This window comes from Bacillus sp. FSL W8-0770 (assembly GCF_038008705.1).
In the GTDB taxonomy this organism is placed as follows: Bacteria; Bacillota; Bacilli; order Bacillales; family Bacillaceae_G; genus Bacillus_A; species Bacillus_A cereus.
This window is the reverse complement of sequence record NZ_JBBOZR010000001.1, coordinates 4,835,654-4,855,765: the sequence shown is the minus strand read 5'-3', so window position 1 is coordinate 4,855,765 and position 20,112 is coordinate 4,835,654. Positions and strand designations below refer to the sequence as shown.

The following is a 20,112-nucleotide window of genomic DNA, read 5'->3' as shown; positions in this document are numbered from 1 at the left end:
AAAAGAAAAGAACGCCTTTTAACTGAAGCGTTCTTTCGATAATTAGTCTTTTAAAAGATAGGTTACTTTATTTAAAATCTTTTCGATTTGTTTCGCGTTTTTACTATACATTTCGCTTGCTGATTTCGACTTTGTTTCTAGGGAAAATAGTTCAAGATCAGCATGACATTTTTTTAAAGATGCTAATAATAAAGGTTTGTTTTGAGGAGAAGGCATTTGGAGTTTGTCATTGTAAATGTCGATAGTAAGTTGTCCGTATGAATCCACTTGACCGAGGAAGACATTTTCAATAACAACACCGAGTTTTTCTAATTCTGAATGTAGCCAAGCGCGGTTATGTCCGCTTGCTGAAAGAGGTTCATCTAGTACATTTCCATCCATAATAACAGTTTGTGGTTCTTTCTCGTTTGGTACTTTTAAACCGATATCTTTTGCTGTAAGTGGCTGGGAATCTTTCTTTAATAATACATTTAATTCTCCGCTCGGTTCTAAGACAGCAAATTCGACTTCAGCTACGCTGAACGCACTTTTTCCACGGAGAAGTTCCAGTAATTCGTCACTCGTATATTTTTCTTTCTTTAAGTTATCTTCGAGTATCTTTCCGTCTTTTATTAATACGGTAGATTTCCCTTCAAAGAAGTCCCGAGCTGTTTTGTTCTTTAAAGAGAGGATTCCTGTTAAAAAAGGTACCACAGCGAAAATGAGTATCGCAAAGACGCCGTGAAAAAATTTTGAATCGAGCCCTGTAGATACTTGGGCAGCGATGTCACCAATCGTCATTCCGGCTATGTATTCAAAAAAGGAAAGCTGAGAGATTTGTCTTTTCCCTAACCATTTCGTAATAGCGAATAAAATAATTAATATGAATACAGAGCGAAGAATGACAAGTGTCCATTCCGGCAGGTGAGACATAGTCGTTTCCTCCAGTCTACTTAAAACCCTTTATATTGAGGTTCTTCACGTTCTAATACTGAAATTCTATCCTTTAAATCAGCGATGACGCTGTCCATTTCTAACATACATTCATGAAATACGCGTTTTGATTCTTCGTCTTGTGAATTTAATGAAAGGGAGCTTAAACTTGCTTGAGCGCCCCTTACACTAGCAAGGCAAGTTTTTACGCTAGCGATAACAGTCATATAAACACCTCTTATCCTTTCGGTTTGAATAACAATGCTCCAATGAAGCCGAAAATAATAGCCGCTGATACACCGGCGCTCGTTACTTTAAACATGCCGGTAATAACGCCAACGATGCCATGTTTTGCAGCTTCTTCCATTGCGCCATGAACGAGGGCATTACCAAAGCTTGTAATAGGTACAGTTGCCCCGGCTCCAGCGAAATCAATTAATGGCTCATACAAATTAAATCCATCTAATATAGCTCCAGCAACAACGAGTGTTGCCATTGTATGAGCAGGTGTTAGTTTGCCGACATCAAACATAAGTTGGCCGATTACACATATGAGTCCGCCAATGACGAAAGCCCAGAAAAAAATCATTGCGTTGCACCTCCAAATTCAATCGAAACGGCGTGAGCGATACACGGAATCGTTTCTTCTTGTTGGAATGTAAGTGGAGATAGTAAAGCGCCTGTCGCAACGACAAGTATTTTTTTGAACTCTCCTCTTTTCATTCGGTTTAATAAATGACCGTACACGACTGTTGCAGAACATCCAGGTCCGCTAGCACCAGCTATGACAGGTTGTCCTTCTCTATAAATGATAATTCCGCAATCTTGAAATTGTTCGCTCGTTACTTTCGTGCCGTGTTTATGTAGTAAGTCATAAGCAATTTCGCGTCCTACATGTCCGAGATCGCCTGTTACGATTAAATCGTAGTAAGAGGCATCAATTTGACGTTCACGTAAATGGGCTTCAATTGTATCAACTGCAGCTGGAGCCATTGCGCCTCCCATATTAAACGGATCCGTTAATCCCATATCAACCACTCGGCCGATTGTTGCAGAGGTTACTCTTGGACCGTGTCCAGTATCGCTTAATATAGCGGCTCCTGCTCCGGTTACTGTCCACTGTGCAGTAGGCGGCTTTTGTCCACCGTATTCGGTAGGGTAGCGGAACTGTTTTTCTACAGCTGTATTATGGCTTGAAGCTCCAGTTAATAAATATTTTGCACCTTTTGCATTTACGATACTTGCCCCAAGTGCTAAACCTTCCATAGAAGTAGAGCAAGCCCCGAATAATCCGAGATAAGGAGTCCCAAGTGTGCGGCAAGCAAAGCTTGTTGGAGTAATTTGATTAATTAAATCTCCTGCGAGTACGAATTGAATATCATCTTTACGAAGTTCTGCTTTTTCAGTAGCGCGACTACAAGCTTCTTCGAATAAAATCTTATGTGCTTTTTCATAGGAATCTTGTCCGAGCCATAAATCTTCATGAAGGATATCGAAGTCTTCTGGGATGTTCCCCTTTGCTTCAAATGGTCCACCGACAACCCCTGTTGAAATAATGACTGGTTTGTTTTCAAATACCCACGTTCGGTGTCCTTGTAACATTTATAGCCCTCCCCATTGAACGAGAATAGTTTTAATAAGTGCGATGACGAAAGCGGAAAATACACCAAATAAAATAACAGAACCAGCTAGTTTAAACATATTACCGCCAACACCAAGTACAAAACCTTCCGTTCGGTGTTCAATACACGCGGAGATAACAGAGTTACCAAATCCAGTGACAGGTACAGCTGTTCCAGCGCCTGCAAACTGACCGAGACGATCGTATACACCGAATCCGGTTAGCAACATTGAGATAAAAATGAGAGTTGCGACTGTTGGATTTCCTGCTGAGCGTTCGGTAAAATCGAAATACGTAATATAAAAAGTTGATATCAGTTGCCCGATTAGGCAGATAAAACCACCAACGAAAAAGGCCTTTAAACAATTTTTTAGAACAGGGCGTTTCGGTTCGCGTTCTTGCTCAAATTTTTTGTATTCCTGTTGTACAGGGGTTAAGTTTTTATCTTTACTTGACATTGCAATCCTTCCTTTTCTATTCGAAAGCGTTAAGTGTTAGATTCCATTTCTGATCCGATTAGCTTTAACTGTTTTTTGATCTCATCTTTAGATACTTCTTTTTTCTTAATTTTGTTTGCAAGCTTTTCGAGTAACATAAAGATTTTTTTATCTGTACTAACACGAACATCGAAAGTAGGATATTCATCACTTAGTTGCTTTTGAAGTTTCTTGCGCAAAGGTTTTAATCCAAACCTTTCATGATGCTCAGGTATAACCGCTATGTAGAGATCTAAATTTGAATTCACTGCTGCGCTTTTTATGATTTCATCCATAGCAAGGGCCTTTTTCTTAGCTCCTTGCGATATAGATTGATTAAAGGATTCTGTACTCATCTTTGTTAATTTTGGACCCTTTTCTTTTTCTGTTCGTTTTGTTTCTTCTTTCTTTACCTTTTTATCTAATGGGCTATGATCACAACCGGTAAAAGAACTAAATAGAAGTATAAATAACGCGGTTATAAGTCCAATCTTTCGCATAATCATCATTCCATTTCTATTGCAATATGTAATGTGATAGAAAAAGGATGACTGCATATCATCCTTTTTCTATTTCACAGCAAGATTGGTTCGTTATTGCTGTGAGTATTGTGGTTCTTCTTGTTGGACTTCTTCAACACGTGGGTTTAAAGAATCGATAATCGTTTGTGTTTGCTGCGCAGCTGTTTGGAAAAGTTGCTTAGCTTGTTGGTTATCCGTATCAAGAGCGAATCCCTCTAAGCTAGCTTGGGCACTTTTTAATCCAGAAACAGTCTGCTTTAATTTTGTAATTACAGTCATTGAATGAAGCCCCCTTTGGAATATCAATTCAAAGATTATAATTTGTGAGTTGGGGAGAATTTATGATTGGAAAATTTAGGGGTGGAATGGATTTTATATGCTCTTAGCTAAGATGCATAAGGTATTACGGGGATATTTTTATTGATTTAGATGGATTTTATTGCTATTATTATGAGAAGAAAATGAAGTGTTTTCTATAATCATGCGCCCATAGCTCAGTCGGATAGAGCGGTGGTTTCCGGTACCACGTCTGCCGGGGGTTCGAATCCCTCTGGGTGCGTTATATACCGCGAAAGCCTTACTATATCTATATTCCTTTGCGAAAGCTTTTGGATAAACGTCATATATTTTGCGTTAATATGACACGTTCTAGTCTAAAACGGAAAGGTTTATGATATAAAGTAAGTGTCACTCAATAATGTTAATAACACGTAGAAAAAATAGTAGTAAGATTAGGGAAACCCCTTGTATGTGATTAGAAATAATCGTGTACAGGGGGTTTTTTCGTTATGAAAAGAGTTAAAAGACGTGCGATTGGAAAGCGTCGTGACATCGATACAGATATCGTTCTTTTTAAGCCTTCTATTACGGTTAATAGGGCGTTAGAACGTGTTATGGATATTTATGTGTCAGAAGGATATAGAGAACGTACTATAAGCGATTATAGAATGTTTTGGTCGGAGTTCATTAATGTTATTAATCGTCAACTCATTACCGAAGTTACGAAAGAAGATATAAGGAAATATGTGAATCATCTATTGAAAATTAGAAAGTTATCGCCTGTAACGGTTAATATTCGTTTGTTTGCTATTAGGGCGATTTTTAATCGTTTAGAAAAAGAAACGGTTATCGAAAACAATCCCGTGATGGGTGTTAGAAAATTAAAAGTCGATGAACAAAAGATTTATACTTTGACCGACAATCAAATAAAACGTCTATTTGCGATGGTCGATAAGACCTCCTATGCAGGATATAGGGATTATGTAGCCATGTTAGTAATGCTTAAATGTGGTTTACGTATTAACGAAATTAATGCCTTAGAAATCGACGACGTTGATTTTGATAACGGGGTTATTTTATTACCGGGTAGGAAAAACAAGAACCGAAAGAGTCGAGTAATTCCGATGTCTAAAAAAGTTCAAAATGAATTAGCCCAACTAGTAACCGAAACAGGAGAGTATTTTGAAGGACTAGGAACATCTGTATTCGTTAACTCGTTTGGTGACCCTTTGAATCCTGACCATATACGAAAAAGAATGAACTATTACGGGAAGGAAGCAAGTTTAACGAAAGAATGTAGATGTTCACCCCATAGTTTACGTCACACTTTTGCTGTTAATTTTTTAAAAAACGGTGGAGATATACGAACGTTAAGTCTTATTTTGGGTCACAGTGATTTATCGACCACGCAAGTATATCTAAGTTATTCAGATACTCACGTAGTTGAACAGTATATGAAAGCTAGTGATAACGATGATTTAGAGGTTTAGAACAAAGAAAAAAGCCACCTATTGCAGTAGGTGACTCGAAATTGAAAATTACGTTTTAAAACTAAATAGCGGATATTCCGCATACCTAGCACTTGTATTATACCATTTTTTGAAAATGGGTAGCAAGGGGTGTGATTTCCTATTGTCTTTTTTAGGAAATTGTAAGCGTTGGTGTGTGATAATTCCGAACGTGGAATTTTGCCTGATACCACGTATATAAAAACTGAAATGGTTTGTCGAAGCCGATGCAGGGGGTACTTAGTATACGCCTAGCACATGAGGAATGTGTAGTTCGTCCGTTGCCTACAAGTAACGTCGTTTGCCTTGTTAACGACTAGTAGGAACGTTATGGGAATCATAAGTCTGTTGATGCCTGTTGAGGGAATAAACCTCCAAAAGAAGCGTGACTGGGTGGGTTGTCTTGCATTACGGTGCAGGGTTAGTTATCAGATACTAGTATTCATGGCATTTGTCAGACACAATGAATATAGAAAGATAGCTATGACGAAAGGTCAATATTAACAAGGAATGATACATACGGATTCAATACGTGACACACGGCACGTCAGTATCAAATATACTCGTTGTTTCACTGTAAAAAGTGCTTGCAACGGGTATATTATGTCCAGCCGTTGTCCACCGTTCAACCGACTGTCAGTTTGAAGACCGTGAAGTCAAGTGATTTTAAAGACTTTAAAGAATTACACTACTAACTATGATAGAGAAGAACGGGACTTATACGATATGTAGATTAAGAATTATAAGGGGGATATGAAGAATTATGAGTAAGAAAAAGGGTTCAGGTAGACCGATAAGTAAGAAAAATAAAGCATATTGGGAAGCTAAAGAGAGATTAGAGAAGGTACAGGCTAAATATATACAGAAGCCTAAAAAGAACAGTAGTAAACCAATGAGTAATAAAGAAAAACAAAGTGCTGAATTAAGGGCAAAGAAGCGGTATAACGATAGAGTGTGGAAAGGTTGGAGAGAAACAGACGGGGTAACGTATCCTGTAATGGATTCGGGTGAAAAATCAGCAAACAAGTGGAAATAGAAAAACATCTAGCTATGATATAGGAATATATAAGCAACTATTACTTATGATGGTGGTAATATAGAATGTAAACGATGTGTAGATTAAAAACTAAAGTAAGAAGGTGGAGAAGTGAACAGAAAGACAGAAGGAGTAAGTATAAAGCCATTAAGAAAAGATAGTGAATTCATCGTTCTAACGTTGTTTCTTATCTTGGTGACATCGACAACAAGTTTTAAAAACCCCGGATTATCTGATTACGTTGGAATTGCATCAACAATTGTACTAATCGCAGCAATCGGACTTAAACTAATAGCAAATTGGTATAACAAAAAGGTCTAGAATCTTCTTCGCAATGCAATGGTACGTAAATTAAAAGTTAATAGTGTCAGAATGCGAATCTCGGTGATTCAAAATAGTAATTTTGGCTAGACTATTAAATGGGAAGTATCTTTTTAAATATATGTTCGTTTTGGAAACTTTGAGTTGAAATGTTGAAAAACACTAAACATTATATGTATAATGAAGATGTGAAATCGGTTTTGATTCAGTCTTGACGAACGTTTGTTTTCCGAGTAACATAGGTAGGTTCGTCTGATTATTTCTATCCGTTTTCGGATATTACTCAGGTAATATTTTATTTTGTAAAGAAAAAAAGCACCCTAAGTGCGGGAACACTTATGATGCTTTTAATAAAATATGGGTGAAACTATTTGATAAGGTTTAGCACGCCAAACATCACAGTAAAAATAACCATTAAAACGGCACACAACGCAGTTATGGTTTGATGTGGTTTCATACGTTCACCTACTTTCTAAAAAGCTTTTCGTACGGGAATACGGAAGGCTTTTTTCTTTTCTCTATTATTGTAGCCTAAAATACCGATTGAGAAAAAGAACAAATTCTCGATTGTATAAAAACATTCATATTTATATGTAATTTCATCGGTAATTCATCAGTAATAGAGGGATTGATGGTGTTGCCTTCTTATTATATTACGTTTCAAACTAAGACCCAAGATATATGTATAAATTCTTTCTTTTTTTAACTTTTATTTTTGGATATAATCATGGGGGTTTTTAATACAAAGACTATGAAACAACATTCTAAAACTCATGTCAATAAAGTGCTTTTCAAAAAAGTTGTCGACAAACTTTATTTTATTTTTTTAAAGTTAACAATGCTTTTTGTCATGAAATGGCAAATGCCGGAGAAGGTTTTTTATTTCTTATCTATAATTGTAGACAACAAAACTAGCATTTGTACACGTCTATGTTTATTTGTTCCAGATAAAACAAACTTTGATACATTTTACAATGCAATAGATTTGAAGAATGTTGCAAGGGGTTCATTCTGATATAAACGCAATCAAGGATATTTGTACCAGTAAAAATGCTAGGAATCGCTTTAGGATATGCGGAAAAAATCCGATTTAATTAATAATCACAAACGTTAGTGTCACACAAAATGGTACTCATGAGGTAACAGATTTGGGATGTAACTATAACCATTAAACAACATTAATAATATATAATATAAATATTATATAAACGCTAATAGTCACAAAATATGGTCTTCTTACTCCAAACGGTCTTATACAATTCTTAGAAGTCTCTTTCTACCTTCTTTTGTTGTACCTCTAATGTCGTTTTAAGGCGTCTATCGTTCGTTTTAAGAGTTTCGGAATATAAATATACTAGAAAGCACAAAAACCCGCTAGAAGCCAAAATATGACGTCTAGCGGGTGCTTTCTTGTTTATTCTATTGTCGTTTTGTGACTAACTTCGACATATCAAATAGTCCATTCGCTGATAAACCGATTGCTATGCCTATAAAAATAGATTCTGAAATAGGGTACTGGTGTAACAGAAACATAGCTAGTATTCCAAGTAATACAGACGATAACGGTAAAAAGCGTTTTGGAATATATTCATATCGTTTAGCCATTTCATTTAAGCCCACAATTAAAGCCGCTATAAATCCTAATTCAATCATGAAAATGATTCCCCTTTAATTAATTATAATTCTTTTAAAGATATTAATTAAGTTCTTTTAGTAGCACCCCGCCCGTTACCTATCGCCCGTTAGGTCAAGTAACGCCACCCGTGACCTATTCACATTTCTATAGGACACGATAGGGGTTCCCTGTTACAAATGAAGAAGCATTTATCCTTGACGCTAACATTCTAAGAATCATAGTCCTTTATGATTGCTTTGGGGTAAAATGGAAGGGTGTACTAGAAAGAGGGAATGGGGGAATATGGGCAAAAATCCCACAAGAATAACGCGTTTTTTGAATGTAGTTTAAAACGTTGATATAACAACGATGAAAGCGTATAAAAAAATATTTACAAAAACTTAACAATTATTTTCTTGTAAAAGGTGCTTTCAGTTGTCCTATTTATTAGAACTTACTTAATAACGATAATAACGATTAGACAATAATAAAATAATTAATTATTAAATGATTCGAAAAGCGAAAGCTTTGAAGAATATGTTTTTAATCTTTAATGGCTAGGTGTGTCCATCTCACGATAGACCGTTATTAAATATAATAAAAGATACAATTCGACCTAAAGGTCTCATTGGGGCTATCGCCCTTGGTTTGTTTAAAAGAGAAAAGATTAATTATCTATTTCCAACAAACTACAAGAGACAAAATAAAACAACTAGGATGTTCTTACGTTTTGTTGCTGTTTTCTTCACTTCATAACCGCTGACTTTTTCATCCCTCCTTTACCTCGTGATTCCTTATCGGATTGCGGGGTTCTTTTTTGTATCTGTTACTTTCACAAATAATATAAAAAGTTTCATAAATCTCTTGTATTCGGCGGGGTTAGCTTGTCTTAAGGGTGAGGAAGTCTTAGCCGAACTTCTTCAAACAGTAATGCTAACATGTTGGATTTAAATTTCTTCCTAATAGTCTAGTCGGGCAGAACGTGATGTAGGAGTCACATTCCGTCCTTTCTTTTTAACACAATCAAATTCATATATATAAATGGGGGTTACGTTATGGAACAGAAAGAACTGAAAATGCCGGTTACGTTGAATTATAAAACAATCGGTATTTTACGAAAGATTAGGGGTGTCACGGCTTCTCAATTGGCGGATAGGATGTTTATCGGTCATTCAGCGGTAAAGAAAGTAGAATGCGGACAAACAGCGATTTCAGACTTAATGAACGTGCGTTTATGGAAAGCTTTAACGGGTCTTGGCTATTCCGTTGAAGAGATTTATATTGCAGATGCGTTTGTAAAACATAAAGGGGGTGGGTGTTAATGAAACCACGTAGACGTCTCACGCCAAAACAACTAGAAATCTTGACCGAAGTATTCGAACGCCAAAGAAGTGGGCAAACTTTAACAGCCATCGCAAAAGATATGGGAGTTTCCCGAAGGAACATCTACAATTGGCGAAAATCTGAAGAGTGGGTTGAGATGGAACGTCAATTAAAAGAGAAACTAATATCAGATGCTTATTTTAGTGTCATGGATACGTTGGTTCGTCGGGCGATTGAAGGACGTTCTCCCAAGTTCATTGAGTTGTACTTGAAAACACAAGGGAAGCTTACGGATGTATCAGAGGTTCATCAAAAACAACAACTTAACATCGTACAGGACGGCGTAACGGATGATATATTTGCCGAACTTGATGAATTATTAAAGGGGTAGTAATAACTATGACAACAACTAATAAACCAGTATTAGCACAAGCCGAAAGCGTCGTACAAAAGACTGCAGCGGAACGTAATAAACTACATATCCGTCTTATTCAATTGAACAGTGAAATAGCTTATTTACAAAGTGAAATTGCGTCGGGGAATGAAAGCCTTCAAGGAATGTTAAATGAACGTTTAGCGGAGAAGACAACCGTTGAAACGGAATTGAATCGTCTTAATGATGTGTTTCTATCTGAATTGAAATCAATGAGAGACGACTTGCTTCGGGAACGCCTATCGGTTCTGAAATCGGGGAAAGACCAGCAAGAAGGTTTTGCGGCTGAAATCAAGCGTATGAAAGTAACCTATTTAAAGAACGTTATGGCGTTGAAGGCGAAGGCAGACGATACCTTCGAGGAAGTGAGTTCTTACAATGAAATCATGGCTTACATCAATCAGAACCCAATAAACGAAAAAGATACGATTGTATATCCATATCCGGTAGCGGCGGGGGATAACCGTTATCAGCCATATGTAACGCCACTAGAGATTCAAACGGCGTATGACGGTGCTATGCCGTACGAGACACGACAATATGAAACTACAAACATGCGTAAAGCATATTAACCAGGGGGAATTAAAATTATGAATAACAGATTATCAGCGACAGAACTATTATCAATCGGCTACAACAACGGATTGACACCAGAAGAAAAGACAGAAGCTGCTGTACAGCTAACGGCACGTAAGGAACAACAAGCGAAAGAAAGACAAATGGGGCTTGGAAATCCATTTCTTAAGATGTGTGCGGCATATGATAGTAGCACATCCCGCCGAGAAGCACGTCAACAACAAGAGTTACTTGAAGCTAGAATGAAGCGTTTGGCAGAGTTAGAAGCGAAAGTACAGAAGGCGAACGAAGAACACGCGGCAAAGCAGAAACTTGAAGCGGATATGAAGCGTTTAGAACATTTGGAACAGGCTGAGTCCGTTGGTTTGATTTAGTAGGGCGTATATACGAGGAACGACGGCATACAGCGGTTGTTCCTCTCTTTTTTGTATATATGAAGTTTATATTGTAATCATTTGGGCGTCGTTATGGTGACGCTAGACACGTTAAAATAGACGATGCAATCCCCGCAAACCCTCCCAAGTGCGTAACAGATTTCAATTTGATGTTTGTGCGAAGAAGCCGAGGAATCCGTACCATTACTAGATTTGTAGACAATCGCGAATGGTAGGAATAAAGGGAATTGTGAAAGAAATCGGGAATTCTTGCAAGTCATATTTGCATACAATTGAATATCGTATTCAAAATGACTGCCTATAACATTGGTTATGTAAACTGAAATGCGAACAAATACAATTATATCAATGGATTGTTATTTTTCTGTTAGTTTCTCGTCATGCACTATTTTATACATTGGCATTAAATCAACGTTTTCAAAGAAGGGATTCCTTAGTTTCTTCGCTACAGAATGAATAAACTGAAGGTTCTGTCATAGGTTATTGTCGTTCATTTATTCAATATTAACATGCAAGTTTCTTGTTATTAAAATTAAAGGGGCGGTGCATCGTATCCCCGCCCTGTCTTCGTAAATGTATCCGCAAGGTCATCGCAAATTAATGGGGGCATCGCATTAACAGAGGGCAATACATTTCAAATGGGGCTATGCATTTAAAACGGCGTACGTTCTTTGTAAGCCGCCCTGTTAATCGTTAGGGCTATATTGATGTATATGAATACCATCAGCACCGTACACGGCACGGCAGGACGACTATATATACAATCACACGTCAATACCAATTCATTACTATTTATTAACACATAATCACAGCCACATAGCGTTGGACTTATCGTACAACATTATGGATATCGTATCCCATTCCACATTGTAATAGTTATTACCTAATACTATTAACCTGTTTTATAACTCCATCGTTTATGAAACAATATTTGTCACTGTTACTGAATCCCTCTAAATCAACATTCATTTTGTTTCATAACTTTGTATCAAAACCTTTTCTAGTTTCCGAATTATTTTCTTTGTTTGAATTGCTTCATTTTGATTATTAATATTCAATTCTTCGTTCATTACTTCTTCGTCAACAAACCTTCTTGAAGAATCCATTCCATACAAAATATATATATAAATTTAATCGAATAAAGGTAAAGACCTCTCACCATGGGGGACGCCCCTCTTAGTTTGCCTTGTAGGGTATTCCGACAATACACAATATGATTTTCAGCCGAAGACGGGCAGTATATTAATCGCTATTGTAAAAAGGTACGTAAGCCTTTATAATCGAAAGATACAAGCATACATAACGTTGTATGTTCATGTCTAAAAAGATTATTTCTACATTATATATAAGGAAATACCTTGTTTTTACTGATATTTCACGTAAAAATTAACGGGTGGTTTCCGGTACCACGTCTGCCGGGGGTTCGAATCCCTCTGGGCGCGTCAAAAAGTCCTAACTTACGTTTTGTAGGTTAGGACTTTTTTTATTTACCTCTTGTTATATCTAGTAATAAGATTTACTATTAGTACTTGATAATAATTTTTAACTTTATTATTTTCTTTCAATATTATTCAAATTTCGGTTGTAAGTTGTAAATCGCATTAATACATATAAATTAATAATATTTTGGAATGGGTGTCTGCGTGAGGATTCTCCTTTTACCAAACTTATTGTACAATAGAAACAAGGGGGAGATTAGTTTGAAGGCAAGTCTTTTACAAGAACAAAGCTTACGTTTGGCAATGACACAAGAGTTAAGGCAAGCGATTACAATGCTCCAGTATAATGTACAAGAATTATCGGAGTTTTTGTATGAGCAATCGTTAGAGAATCCCCTTATTGAGTTAGGTGGTTTTGAGAGGGAGAAGAAAAAGAGCTCTAACAACAGTAAAAGTACCAGCAAACAAGTCGAGAATCAGATGGAGATCTACAGTGTGGATTCTACAACGATTCAGCAACATTTATTAAATCAAATACAGTATTATAAAATAGATGAAGAAGAGCGAAAAGTAGCTTCTTTCATTATTATGAACATGGATGGAAATGGATATTTACAAGAAACGAATGAAGAGTTAGCAGAGCTCCTTTCTGCACATATTCATGTAGTCGACCGTTCTGTAGAGCTTGTCCAATCACTGGAGCCAGCAGGGGTAGGGGCGCGTAATATTCAGGAATGTTTAACCTTGCAATTGAAGCGCTTACAAAGACGTAATGGATTAGCAGAAGAGGTTGTAGAAGATCATTTCGCTTATTTCGTGAAGAAAGATTGGCGAAAGCTCGTTCAAGTGTTGAAGTGTAGTAATGAGGAATTGCAGAGTGCGGTAAATTGTATAACGTCATTACAACCAAAACCAGGTCTTGCGTTTTCTTCAGATAAACCACTTTACATTGTACCTGATATGGCGGTGAAAAAAGATGGCGATCGCCTCGTTTTACAAATGAATGAGAGAAATATGCCGAGAATTGAAATTCATTCTGAATATAGTGCGCTTCTTAATAATAGTGAAAGTGAAGTAGCATCTTACGTATCAGAAAAGTATCAGCATGTGCAGTGGATTATGCGCAGTTTGAAGCAGAGAAAACAGACATTGCTGCAAGTAATGACTATTATTATGGAAAAACAACGTGATTTCTTCTGGAAAGGTCCAGAGTATTTAAGACCTCTCGCTTTAAAAGAGGTAGCGGAAGAGTTAAGTGTGCATGAATCGACAATTAGTCGTGCGACGCGAAATAAATATGTGCAAACACCACACGGTTTATTTGAGATGAAATCGTTCTTTAGCAATGCCGTTTCGACGACTGAAGATGAAGCAGTTTCTACAAAACGTGTAAAACAATTTATTCAAACGCTAATTGGGGCAGAGGATAAGAAAAAGCCACTTTCAGATCAAAAGATTTCAAAATTATTAGAAGAAGAGCATGAAATTGTTATTTCTCGAAGAACAGTGGCGAAGTATAGAGAACAAATGCATATCCCAGCTTCGTCATTACGAAAAACGATCGGATAGGTGAAGAAGATGAAAGTTGTACTGTATACTAAAAAAGATTGTGGCCTTTGCGTGAAGGCAAAACAAGTTTTACAGGAAGTACAATGTGAATATTCTTTTCAAATCGAGGAAATAGATATATATGAAGATAATGACCTTTTAGAAAAATATCACTTAATGATTCCGGTTGTAGAAATGGACGGAAAACAAGTAGAATATGGTAACATTCACAAAGGTGTCATAATAAACTATATAAAGAATGCAGTTAAGAGTTGAATAAGTTTCTATCTCCTGTTACAATAATACACGTAGCAGGGATTATTTTTTTAACCTATGTGGGACACAAAATGTCACTACGGGACGTAAAGTGACCACGAGGGAAAATGAACCGATGTAGTGAGGAGAAAAGATATGCGCTCATGGATTCAGAACACAAAAAAATTATTACCTGATCTGCTACCTGTTATGCAAACGAGAATGCAAATTCTTCAATACATTAGGCTCATGCAGCCGATTGGAAGAAGAAACTTATCAGCAAGTCTCGGTATGACAGAACGAGTATTGCGAAGTGAAGTTCAAGTTTTGAAAGAACAAAACTTAGTTCACGTCGCTTCTTCTGGAATGACTTTGACAGAAGAAGGAACAGCTTTAGTTCTTGCTTTGGAAGACTTTATGAAAGAAATTTCCGGGTTAAAGGTTTTAGAAAAGCAACTTAAGGAAACATTAGACTTGGATGAAGTTTTCGTTGTCCCTGGTGATAGTGATGAATCACCTTGGGTCAAACTGGAGATGGGCCGTGCTTGTGTGACTTGTATAAAAGACCGTCTGACAGCGAATAATATCGTTGCTGTGGCTGGAGGAACTACACTAGCTGCTGCTGCGGACATGATGCAACTTGATTGCAAAGATTTACATATGCTGTTTGTCCCAGCACGTGGTGGAATTGGAGAAGGTGTTGAATTAGAAGCCAATACCATTTGTGCCAAGATGGCGCAAAATACGATGAGTAATTATCGCTTATTGTATGTTCCAGACCATGTTAGTAGCGAAGCATATGCGTCTATTGTGACAGAGCCTTCCGTGAAAGAAGTTCTTGAGTTGATTCGATCTTCCAATATCGTCATTCATGGAATAGGTGATGCGTTAACAATGGCACGTCGCAGAAGTACTTCAGAAGCAGATTGGTTAAAGATTCAGGCAAGCGAAGCAGTTGGCGAAGCTTTCGGTTACTACTTTAATGAAGAAGGAAATGTTGTTCATAAAGTAAGAACAGTTGGTATGCAACTAGAGGACTTACAAAATGTATCTCATGTTGTTGCAGTCGCTGGAGGTTCTTCAAAGGCAAAAGCAATACAGGCTGTAATTAAACAAGGGCACACTTCAATTCTAATTACAGATGAAGGTGCAGCAAAACAGTTAACAAAGGGTTTTACCCTTTAATATAATCCCCCAAGGAGGAAATTCAAATGACTAAAATTGGTATTAATGGATTTGGACGTATCGGACGTAACGTATTCCGCGCAGCTCTTAACAACTCTGAGGTAGAAGTAGTAGCAATCAACGACTTAACAGATGCTAAAACATTAGCTCACCTTTTAAAATATGACACAGTTCACGGAACTTTAAATGCAGAAGTATCTGCTAACGAAAACAGCATCGTTGTTAACGGTAAAGAAATTAAAGTTATCGCTGAGCGTGACCCAGCTCAATTACCATGGAGCGACTACGGAGTAGAAGTAGTAGTAGAATCTACTGGCCGTTTCACTAAAAAATCAGATGCTGAGAAACACTTAGGTGGATCAGTTAAGAAAGTTATCATCTCAGCTCCAGCTTCTGACGAAGATATCACTGTAGTTATGGGTGTTAACCACGAACAATACGATGCAGCTAACCACAACGTAGTATCTAACGCTTCTTGTACTACAAACTGTCTAGCTCCATTCGCTAAAGTATTAAACGAAAAATTCGGCGTAAAACGCGGAATGATGACAACAATTCACTCTTACACTAACGACCAACAAATCTTAGACTTACCACACAAAGATTTACGTCGTGCTCGTGCAGCAGCTGAAAACATGATCCCAACATCTACTGGTGCAGCTAAAGCTGTAGCATTAGTATTACCAGAACTTAAAGGTAAATTAAACGGTGGCGCTGTACGTGTTCCAACTGCTAACGTTTCTCTAGTTGACTTAGTTGTTGAACTTGACAAAGAAGTAACAGTTGAAGAAGTAAATGCAGCATTCAAAGCAGCAGCTGAAGGCGAATTAAAAGGTATCCTTGGATACAGCGAAGAGCCATTAGTATCTATCGACTATAACGGATGTACAGCTTCTTCTACAATCGATGCATTATCTACAATGGTAATGGAAGGTAACATGGTTAAAGTACTTTCTTGGTACGATAACGAAACTGGTTACTCTAATCGCGTAGTAGACCTAGCAGCTTACATGACTTCAAAAGGTCTTTAATTCTTAATTATATAAGTTATCAATGACAAAACGAGGGAGAGGGTTTGTTCCCTCTCTCTCTTCTTTCGTTTTAAAAGCAAATGTGTTAAGCTTTTGAGTGGGTTTTGTCAATCCTAACTAGTAGTCGGAGGGAAATCCAATGAACAAAAAATCAATTCGTGACGTAGATTTAAAAGGTAAGCGTGTATTTTGCCGCGTTGATTTCAACGTACCTATGAAAGAAGGCAAAATTACAGATGAAACTCGTATCCGTGCAGCTCTTCCTACAATTCAATATTTAGTAGAGCAAGGTGCGAAAGTTATTTTAGCAAGTCACTTAGGCCGTCCAAAAGGTCAAGTAGTAGAAGAAATGCGTTTAACTCCAGTAGCAGCACGTTTAGGCGAGCTTCTTGGTAAAGACGTTAAAAAAGCGGACGAAGCATTCGGACCAGTTGCACAAGAAATGGTTGCAGCAATGAACGAAGGCGACGTATTAGTTCTTGAAAACGTACGTTTCTATGCGGGCGAAGAAAAGAACGATGCAGAACTTGCGAAAGAATTTGCAGCACTTGCTGACATCTTCGTAAACGATGCATTCGGTGCAGCTCACCGTGCTCACGCTTCTACAGCAGGTATCGCAGACTACCTACCAGCAGTATCTGGTCTATTAATGGAAAAAGAGTTAGATGTACTTGGTAAAGCACTTTCTAACCCAGAACGTCCATTTACAGCTATCATCGGTGGTGCGAAAGTAAAAGATAAAATCGGTGTAATTCGTCATCTATTAGACAAAGTAGATAACTTAATCATCGGTGGTGGACTTGCTTACACATTCGTTAAAGCTTTAGGTCATGAAATTGGTCTATCTCTATGTGAAGACGACAAGATCGAACTAGCTAAAGAATTTATGCAACTTGCAAAAGAAAAAGGCGTAAACTTCTACATGCCAGTTGATGTTGTAATCACTGAGGAATTCTCTGAAACTGCAACAACTAAAATCGTTGGTATCGACTCTATCCCTTCTAACTGGGAAGGCGTGGACATCGGTCCTAAAACACGTGAAATTTATGCAGATGTAATTAAAAATTCTAAGCTTGTTGTATGGAATGGACCAATGGGTGTATTCGAAATGACTCCATTCGCAGAAGGTACAAAAGCAGTAGGACAAGCATTAGCAGATGCAGAAGATACATACTCTGTTATCGGCGGTGGTGACTCTGCAGCAGCTGTTGAAAAATTCGGTATGGCTGATAAAATGAGCCACATTTCTACTGGCGGCGGTGCGTCATTAGAATTCATGGAAGGTAAAGAGCTTCCAGGTGTAGTTTGTCTTAACGACAAATAAGTAGCAGCCAAAGAAAAAGGACGGTGCAAAGCATGCGTAAACCAATTATCGCAGGTAACTGGAAAATGAATAAAACTCTATCTGAAGCAGTTAGCTTCGTAGAGGAAGTTAAAGGTCAAATCCCAGCAGCTTCAGCTGTTGATGCAGTAGTTTGCTCTCCAGCTCTATTCTTAGAGCGCCTTGTAGCAGCAACTGAAGGAACTGACTTACAAGTAGGTGCACAAAACATGCACTTCGAAAAAAATGGTGCATTCACTGGCGAAATTAGCCCAGTAGCACTTAGCGACTTAAAAGTTGGCTATGTAGTACTTGGCCACTCTGAGCGTCGTGAAATGTTTGCTGAAACAGATGAGTCAGTAAACAAAAAGACTATCGCAGCATTTGAACATGGTTTAACACCAATCGTATGTTGTGGTGAGACTTTAGAAGAGCGCGAAAGCGGAAAAACATTTGATCTAGTAGCAGGTCAAGTGACAAAAGCACTTGCAGGTTTAACAGAAGAGCAAGTTAAAGCAACTGTTATCGCTTATGAGCCAATCTGGGCTATCGGTACAGGTAAATCTTCTTCTTCTGCAGATGCAAACGAAGTATGTGCGCACATCCGTAAAGTTGTTGCAGAAGCTGTTTCTCCAGAAGCTGCAGAAGCTGTTCGTATCCAATACGGCGGTAGCGTAAAACCAGAAAACATTAAAGAGTATATGGCACAATCTGACATCGACGGCGCTTTAGTTGGCGGTGCTAGCTTAGAGCCTGCTTCGTTCTTAGGTCTTCTGGGGGCGGTAAAATGAGAAAGCCAACAGCTTTAATCATTCTTGACGGTTTCGGACTTCGTGAAGAAACTTACGGGAATGCTGTAGCACAAGCTAAGAAACCTAATTTTGATGGTTACTGGAACAAATTCCCTCACACAACGCTTACAGCTTGTGGTGAGGCGGTAGGTCTTCCAGAAGGTCAAATGGGTAACTCTGAGGTTGGTCACTTAAATATCGGTGCTGGCCGCGTAGTATATCAAAGCTTAACACGCGTTAACGTTGCAATTCGTGAAGGTGAGTTCGATAAGAACGAAACTTTCCAAAATGCAATTAAAAGTGTAAAAGAAAAAGGTACTGCACTTCATTTATTCGGTTTACTTTCTGACGGTGGTGTGCACAGTCACATGAACCATATGTTTGCTCTTCTTCGCCTAGCAGCAAAAGAAGGCGTGGAGAAAGTTTATATCCATGCCTTCTTAGACGGCCGCGATGTTGGACCACAAACAGCAAAAGGTTATATCGATGCAACGAATGAAGTAATTAAAGAAACAGGAGTAGGACAATTCGCGACTATCTCTGGTCGTTATTACTCTATGGACCGTGACAAGCGTTGGGATCGCGTAGAAAAATGTTACAGTGCTATGGTGAATGGTGAAGGCCCTACTTATAAATCAGCAGAAGAGTGTGTAGAAGACTCTTATGCGAACGGTATCTATGATGAATTCGTATTGCCGTCTGTAATTGTTAACGAAGATAACACGCCAGTTGCAACAATCAATGATGATGATGCAGTTATCTTCTATAACTTCCGTCCAGACCGTGCAATTCAAATTGCTCGTGTATTTACAAACGAAGACTTCCGTGAGTTCGATCGTGGTGAAAAAGTACCTCACATTCCAGAATTCGTATGTATGACACACTTCAGTGAAACTGTAGATGGTTACGTGGCATTCAAGCCAATGAACCTTGATAACACTTTAGGTGAAGTTGTTGCGCAAGCGGGATTAAAGCAACTTCGCATCGCGGAAACTGAAAAGTATCCGCACGTTACATTCTTCTTTAGCGGTGGTCGTGAGGCTGAATTCCCAGGAGAAGAGCGTATCTTAATTAACTCACCGAAGGTTGCAACGTATGACTTGAAACCTGAAATGAGCATTTACGAAGTAACGGACGCTTTAGTAAATGAAATCGAAAATGATAAACATGATGTTATCATTCTTAACTTTGCGAACTGTGATATGGTTGGCCATTCTGGGATGATGGAACCAACAATTAAAGCAGTAGAAGCAACTGACGAATGTTTAGGAAAAGTTGTAGAAGCGATTCTTGCAAAAGATGGTGTAGCACTTATTACTGCTGACCATGGTAATGCTGATCAGGAGTTAACTGCTGATGGCGGTCCTATGACAGCTCATACAACTAACCCGGTTCCTTTCATCGTTACAAAAAATGATGTAGAGCTTCGTGAAGGTGGTATTTTAGGAGATATCGCTCCAACAATGCTTACACTTTTAAATGTGGAACAACCGAAAGAAATGACAGGTAAAACAATTATTAAATAA

General features: G+C 38.0%; 22 protein-coding genes and 1 tRNA gene. 15 read left to right on the top strand and 8 right to left on the bottom strand.

The genetic code is table 11. The features are described from left to right. Window positions 1–42: 42 nt before the first annotated feature. The 7 genes from NST27_RS25140 to NST27_RS25110 form a co-directional block, all read right to left on the bottom strand. Window positions 43–912: a DUF421 domain-containing protein gene (locus NST27_RS25140; RefSeq protein WP_000018924.1), complete on the bottom strand. Its 870-nt coding sequence runs from the start codon at window positions 910–912 to the stop codon at window positions 43–45. A gap of 20 nt (window positions 913–932) precedes the next feature. Then, window positions 933–1,139 (bottom strand): DUF1657 domain-containing protein, encoded by a 207-nt coding sequence (locus tag NST27_RS25135; RefSeq protein ID WP_000215909.1) that lies wholly within the window; start codon window positions 1,137–1,139, stop codon window positions 933–935. Window positions 1,140–1,150: 11 nt separating this feature from the next. Next, the gene (gene spoVAE, locus NST27_RS25130) at window positions 1,151–1,501 is read right to left on the bottom strand and encodes a stage V sporulation protein AE (protein ID WP_000575919.1); all 351 of its coding nucleotides are present in this window, start codon (window positions 1,499–1,501) and stop codon (window positions 1,151–1,153) included. Beyond that, entirely contained in the window at window positions 1,498–2,514 is a 1,017-nt protein-coding gene (gene spoVAD / locus NST27_RS25125) for a stage V sporulation protein AD (protein ID WP_000938972.1), read from the bottom strand. The genes spoVAE and spoVAD overlap by 4 nt, the downstream gene beginning before the upstream one ends. Beyond that, window positions 2,515–2,991, bottom strand: coding sequence for a stage V sporulation protein AC (gene spoVAC, locus NST27_RS25120; protein ID WP_000095408.1), 477 nt, complete (start codon window positions 2,989–2,991; stop codon window positions 2,515–2,517). It abuts the gene before it with no gap. 29 nt (window positions 2,992–3,020) lie between these two features. Then, entirely contained in the window at window positions 3,021–3,509 is a 489-nt protein-coding gene (locus NST27_RS25115; RefSeq protein WP_001226064.1) for a YhcN/YlaJ family sporulation lipoprotein, read from the bottom strand. A gap of 93 nt (window positions 3,510–3,602) precedes the next feature. Beyond that, entirely contained in the window at window positions 3,603–3,809 is a 207-nt protein-coding gene (locus tag NST27_RS25110) for a DUF1657 domain-containing protein (RefSeq protein WP_000216166.1), read from the bottom strand. Window positions 3,810–4,013: 204 nt separating this feature from the next. On the opposite strand from NST27_RS25110, the gene NST27_RS25105 reads away from it, so the two are divergent. From NST27_RS25105 to NST27_RS25090, 4 genes are all read left to right on the top strand, one after another. After that, window positions 4,014–4,089: transfer RNA gene (locus tag NST27_RS25105), tRNA-Arg, on the top strand. A 229-nt stretch (window positions 4,090–4,318) separates the two neighbouring features. Continuing rightward, window positions 4,319–5,299 (top strand): tyrosine-type recombinase/integrase, encoded by a 981-nt coding sequence (locus tag NST27_RS25100; RefSeq protein ID WP_047387173.1) that lies wholly within the window; start codon window positions 4,319–4,321, stop codon window positions 5,297–5,299. Window positions 5,300–6,080: 781 nt separating this feature from the next. Then, entirely contained in the window at window positions 6,081–6,353 is a 273-nt protein-coding gene (locus NST27_RS25095) for a hypothetical protein (protein ID WP_047387170.1), read from the top strand. Between the two features lie 111 nt (window positions 6,354–6,464). Next, window positions 6,465–6,674 (top strand): hypothetical protein, encoded by a 210-nt coding sequence (locus NST27_RS25090; protein ID WP_047387166.1) that lies wholly within the window; start codon window positions 6,465–6,467, stop codon window positions 6,672–6,674. A 1,419-nt stretch (window positions 6,675–8,093) separates the two neighbouring features. Here NST27_RS25090 and NST27_RS25085 read toward each other — a convergent pair. Next, window positions 8,094–8,327: a hypothetical protein gene (locus tag NST27_RS25085; protein ID WP_047387161.1), complete on the bottom strand. Its 234-nt coding sequence runs from the start codon at window positions 8,325–8,327 to the stop codon at window positions 8,094–8,096. 1,017 nt (window positions 8,328–9,344) lie between these two features. Between NST27_RS25085 and NST27_RS25080 the strand changes: the two genes are divergently transcribed. The 11 genes from NST27_RS25080 (at window position 9,345) to gpmI (ending at window position 20,112) form a co-directional block, all read left to right on the top strand. Further along, on the top strand, window positions 9,345–9,611 hold the full coding sequence (locus tag NST27_RS25080; protein WP_047387158.1) for a helix-turn-helix domain-containing protein: 267 nt from the start codon (window positions 9,345–9,347) through the stop codon (window positions 9,609–9,611). Continuing rightward, window positions 9,611–10,003, top strand: coding sequence for a phBC6A51 family helix-turn-helix protein (locus tag NST27_RS25075; protein ID WP_047387155.1), 393 nt, complete (start codon window positions 9,611–9,613; stop codon window positions 10,001–10,003). Before NST27_RS25080 ends, NST27_RS25075 begins: the two co-directional genes overlap by 1 nt. Before the next feature lie 8 nt (window positions 10,004–10,011). Beyond that, on the top strand, window positions 10,012–10,617 hold the full coding sequence (locus NST27_RS25070; protein ID WP_047387154.1) for a hypothetical protein: 606 nt from the start codon (window positions 10,012–10,014) through the stop codon (window positions 10,615–10,617). 18 nt (window positions 10,618–10,635) lie between these two features. Beyond that, window positions 10,636–10,995: a hypothetical protein gene (locus tag NST27_RS25065; RefSeq protein WP_206702933.1), complete on the top strand. Its 360-nt coding sequence runs from the start codon at window positions 10,636–10,638 to the stop codon at window positions 10,993–10,995. Window positions 10,996–12,716: 1,721 nt separating this feature from the next. Beyond that, window positions 12,717–14,024, top strand: a complete 1,308-nt coding sequence (gene rpoN / locus NST27_RS25060) for an RNA polymerase factor sigma-54 (protein ID WP_000647955.1) — start codon at window positions 12,717–12,719, stop codon at window positions 14,022–14,024. A 9-nt stretch (window positions 14,025–14,033) separates the two neighbouring features. Further along, window positions 14,034–14,279, top strand: coding sequence for a glutaredoxin family protein (locus tag NST27_RS25055; protein ID WP_000869730.1), 246 nt, complete (start codon window positions 14,034–14,036; stop codon window positions 14,277–14,279). Window positions 14,280–14,414: 135 nt separating this feature from the next. Beyond that, window positions 14,415–15,443: a gapA transcriptional regulator CggR gene (gene cggR, locus NST27_RS25050; protein WP_001258185.1), complete on the top strand. Its 1,029-nt coding sequence runs from the start codon at window positions 14,415–14,417 to the stop codon at window positions 15,441–15,443. Between the two features lie 26 nt (window positions 15,444–15,469). Continuing rightward, complete coding sequence (gap, locus tag NST27_RS25045) at window positions 15,470–16,474, top strand: type I glyceraldehyde-3-phosphate dehydrogenase (protein ID WP_000161236.1); 1,005 nt, start codon at window positions 15,470–15,472, stop codon at window positions 16,472–16,474. Between the two features lie 139 nt (window positions 16,475–16,613). Beyond that, on the top strand, window positions 16,614–17,798 hold the full coding sequence (locus tag NST27_RS25040) for a phosphoglycerate kinase (RefSeq protein ID WP_001036350.1): 1,185 nt from the start codon (window positions 16,614–16,616) through the stop codon (window positions 17,796–17,798). A 32-nt stretch (window positions 17,799–17,830) separates the two neighbouring features. Next, window positions 17,831–18,586, top strand: a complete 756-nt coding sequence (gene tpiA / locus NST27_RS25035) for a triose-phosphate isomerase (protein ID WP_001231038.1) — start codon at window positions 17,831–17,833, stop codon at window positions 18,584–18,586. Beyond that, the gene (gene gpmI / locus NST27_RS25030; RefSeq protein ID WP_001231158.1) at window positions 18,583–20,112 is read left to right on the top strand and encodes a 2,3-bisphosphoglycerate-independent phosphoglycerate mutase; all 1,530 of its coding nucleotides are present in this window, start codon (window positions 18,583–18,585) and stop codon (window positions 20,110–20,112) included. The genes tpiA and gpmI overlap by 4 nt, the downstream gene beginning before the upstream one ends.

Excerpts from the sequence above, each read along its gene's own strand:
- NST27_RS25140 (WP_000018924.1), bottom strand. The coding sequence starts at position 912 with ATGTCTCACCTGCCGGAATGGACACTTGTCATTCTTCGCTCTGTATTC.
- NST27_RS25135 (WP_000215909.1), bottom strand. The coding sequence starts at position 1,139 with ATGACTGTTATCGCTAGCGTAAAAACTTGCCTTGCTAGTGTAAGGGGC.
- spoVAE (WP_000575919.1), bottom strand. The coding sequence starts at position 1,501 with ATGATTTTTTTCTGGGCTTTCGTCATTGGCGGACTCATATGTGTAATC.
- spoVAD (WP_000938972.1), bottom strand. The coding sequence starts at position 2,514 with ATGTTACAAGGACACCGAACGTGGGTATTTGAAAACAAACCAGTCATT.
- spoVAC (WP_000095408.1), bottom strand. The coding sequence starts at position 2,991 with ATGTCAAGTAAAGATAAAAACTTAACCCCTGTACAACAGGAATACAAA.
- NST27_RS25115 (WP_001226064.1), bottom strand. The coding sequence starts at position 3,509 with ATGCGAAAGATTGGACTTATAACCGCGTTATTTATACTTCTATTTAGT.
- NST27_RS25110 (WP_000216166.1), bottom strand. The coding sequence starts at position 3,809 with ATGACTGTAATTACAAAATTAAAGCAGACTGTTTCTGGATTAAAAAGT.
- NST27_RS25100 (WP_047387173.1), top strand. The coding sequence starts at position 4,319 with ATGAAAAGAGTTAAAAGACGTGCGATTGGAAAGCGTCGTGACATCGAT.
- NST27_RS25095 (WP_047387170.1), top strand. The coding sequence starts at position 6,081 with ATGAGTAAGAAAAAGGGTTCAGGTAGACCGATAAGTAAGAAAAATAAA.
- NST27_RS25085 (WP_047387161.1), bottom strand. The coding sequence starts at position 8,327 with ATGATTGAATTAGGATTTATAGCGGCTTTAATTGTGGGCTTAAATGAA.
- NST27_RS25080 (WP_047387158.1), top strand. The coding sequence starts at position 9,345 with ATGGAACAGAAAGAACTGAAAATGCCGGTTACGTTGAATTATAAAACA.
- NST27_RS25075 (WP_047387155.1), top strand. The coding sequence starts at position 9,611 with ATGAAACCACGTAGACGTCTCACGCCAAAACAACTAGAAATCTTGACC.
- NST27_RS25070 (WP_047387154.1), top strand. The coding sequence starts at position 10,012 with ATGACAACAACTAATAAACCAGTATTAGCACAAGCCGAAAGCGTCGTA.
- NST27_RS25065 (WP_206702933.1), top strand. The coding sequence starts at position 10,636 with ATGAATAACAGATTATCAGCGACAGAACTATTATCAATCGGCTACAAC.
- NST27_RS25055 (WP_000869730.1), top strand. The coding sequence starts at position 14,034 with ATGAAAGTTGTACTGTATACTAAAAAAGATTGTGGCCTTTGCGTGAAG.
- cggR (WP_001258185.1), top strand. The coding sequence starts at position 14,415 with ATGCGCTCATGGATTCAGAACACAAAAAAATTATTACCTGATCTGCTA.
- gap (WP_000161236.1), top strand. The coding sequence starts at position 15,470 with ATGACTAAAATTGGTATTAATGGATTTGGACGTATCGGACGTAACGTA.
- NST27_RS25040 (WP_001036350.1), top strand. The coding sequence starts at position 16,614 with ATGAACAAAAAATCAATTCGTGACGTAGATTTAAAAGGTAAGCGTGTA.
- tpiA (WP_001231038.1), top strand. The coding sequence starts at position 17,831 with ATGCGTAAACCAATTATCGCAGGTAACTGGAAAATGAATAAAACTCTA.
- gpmI (WP_001231158.1), top strand. The coding sequence starts at position 18,583 with ATGAGAAAGCCAACAGCTTTAATCATTCTTGACGGTTTCGGACTTCGT.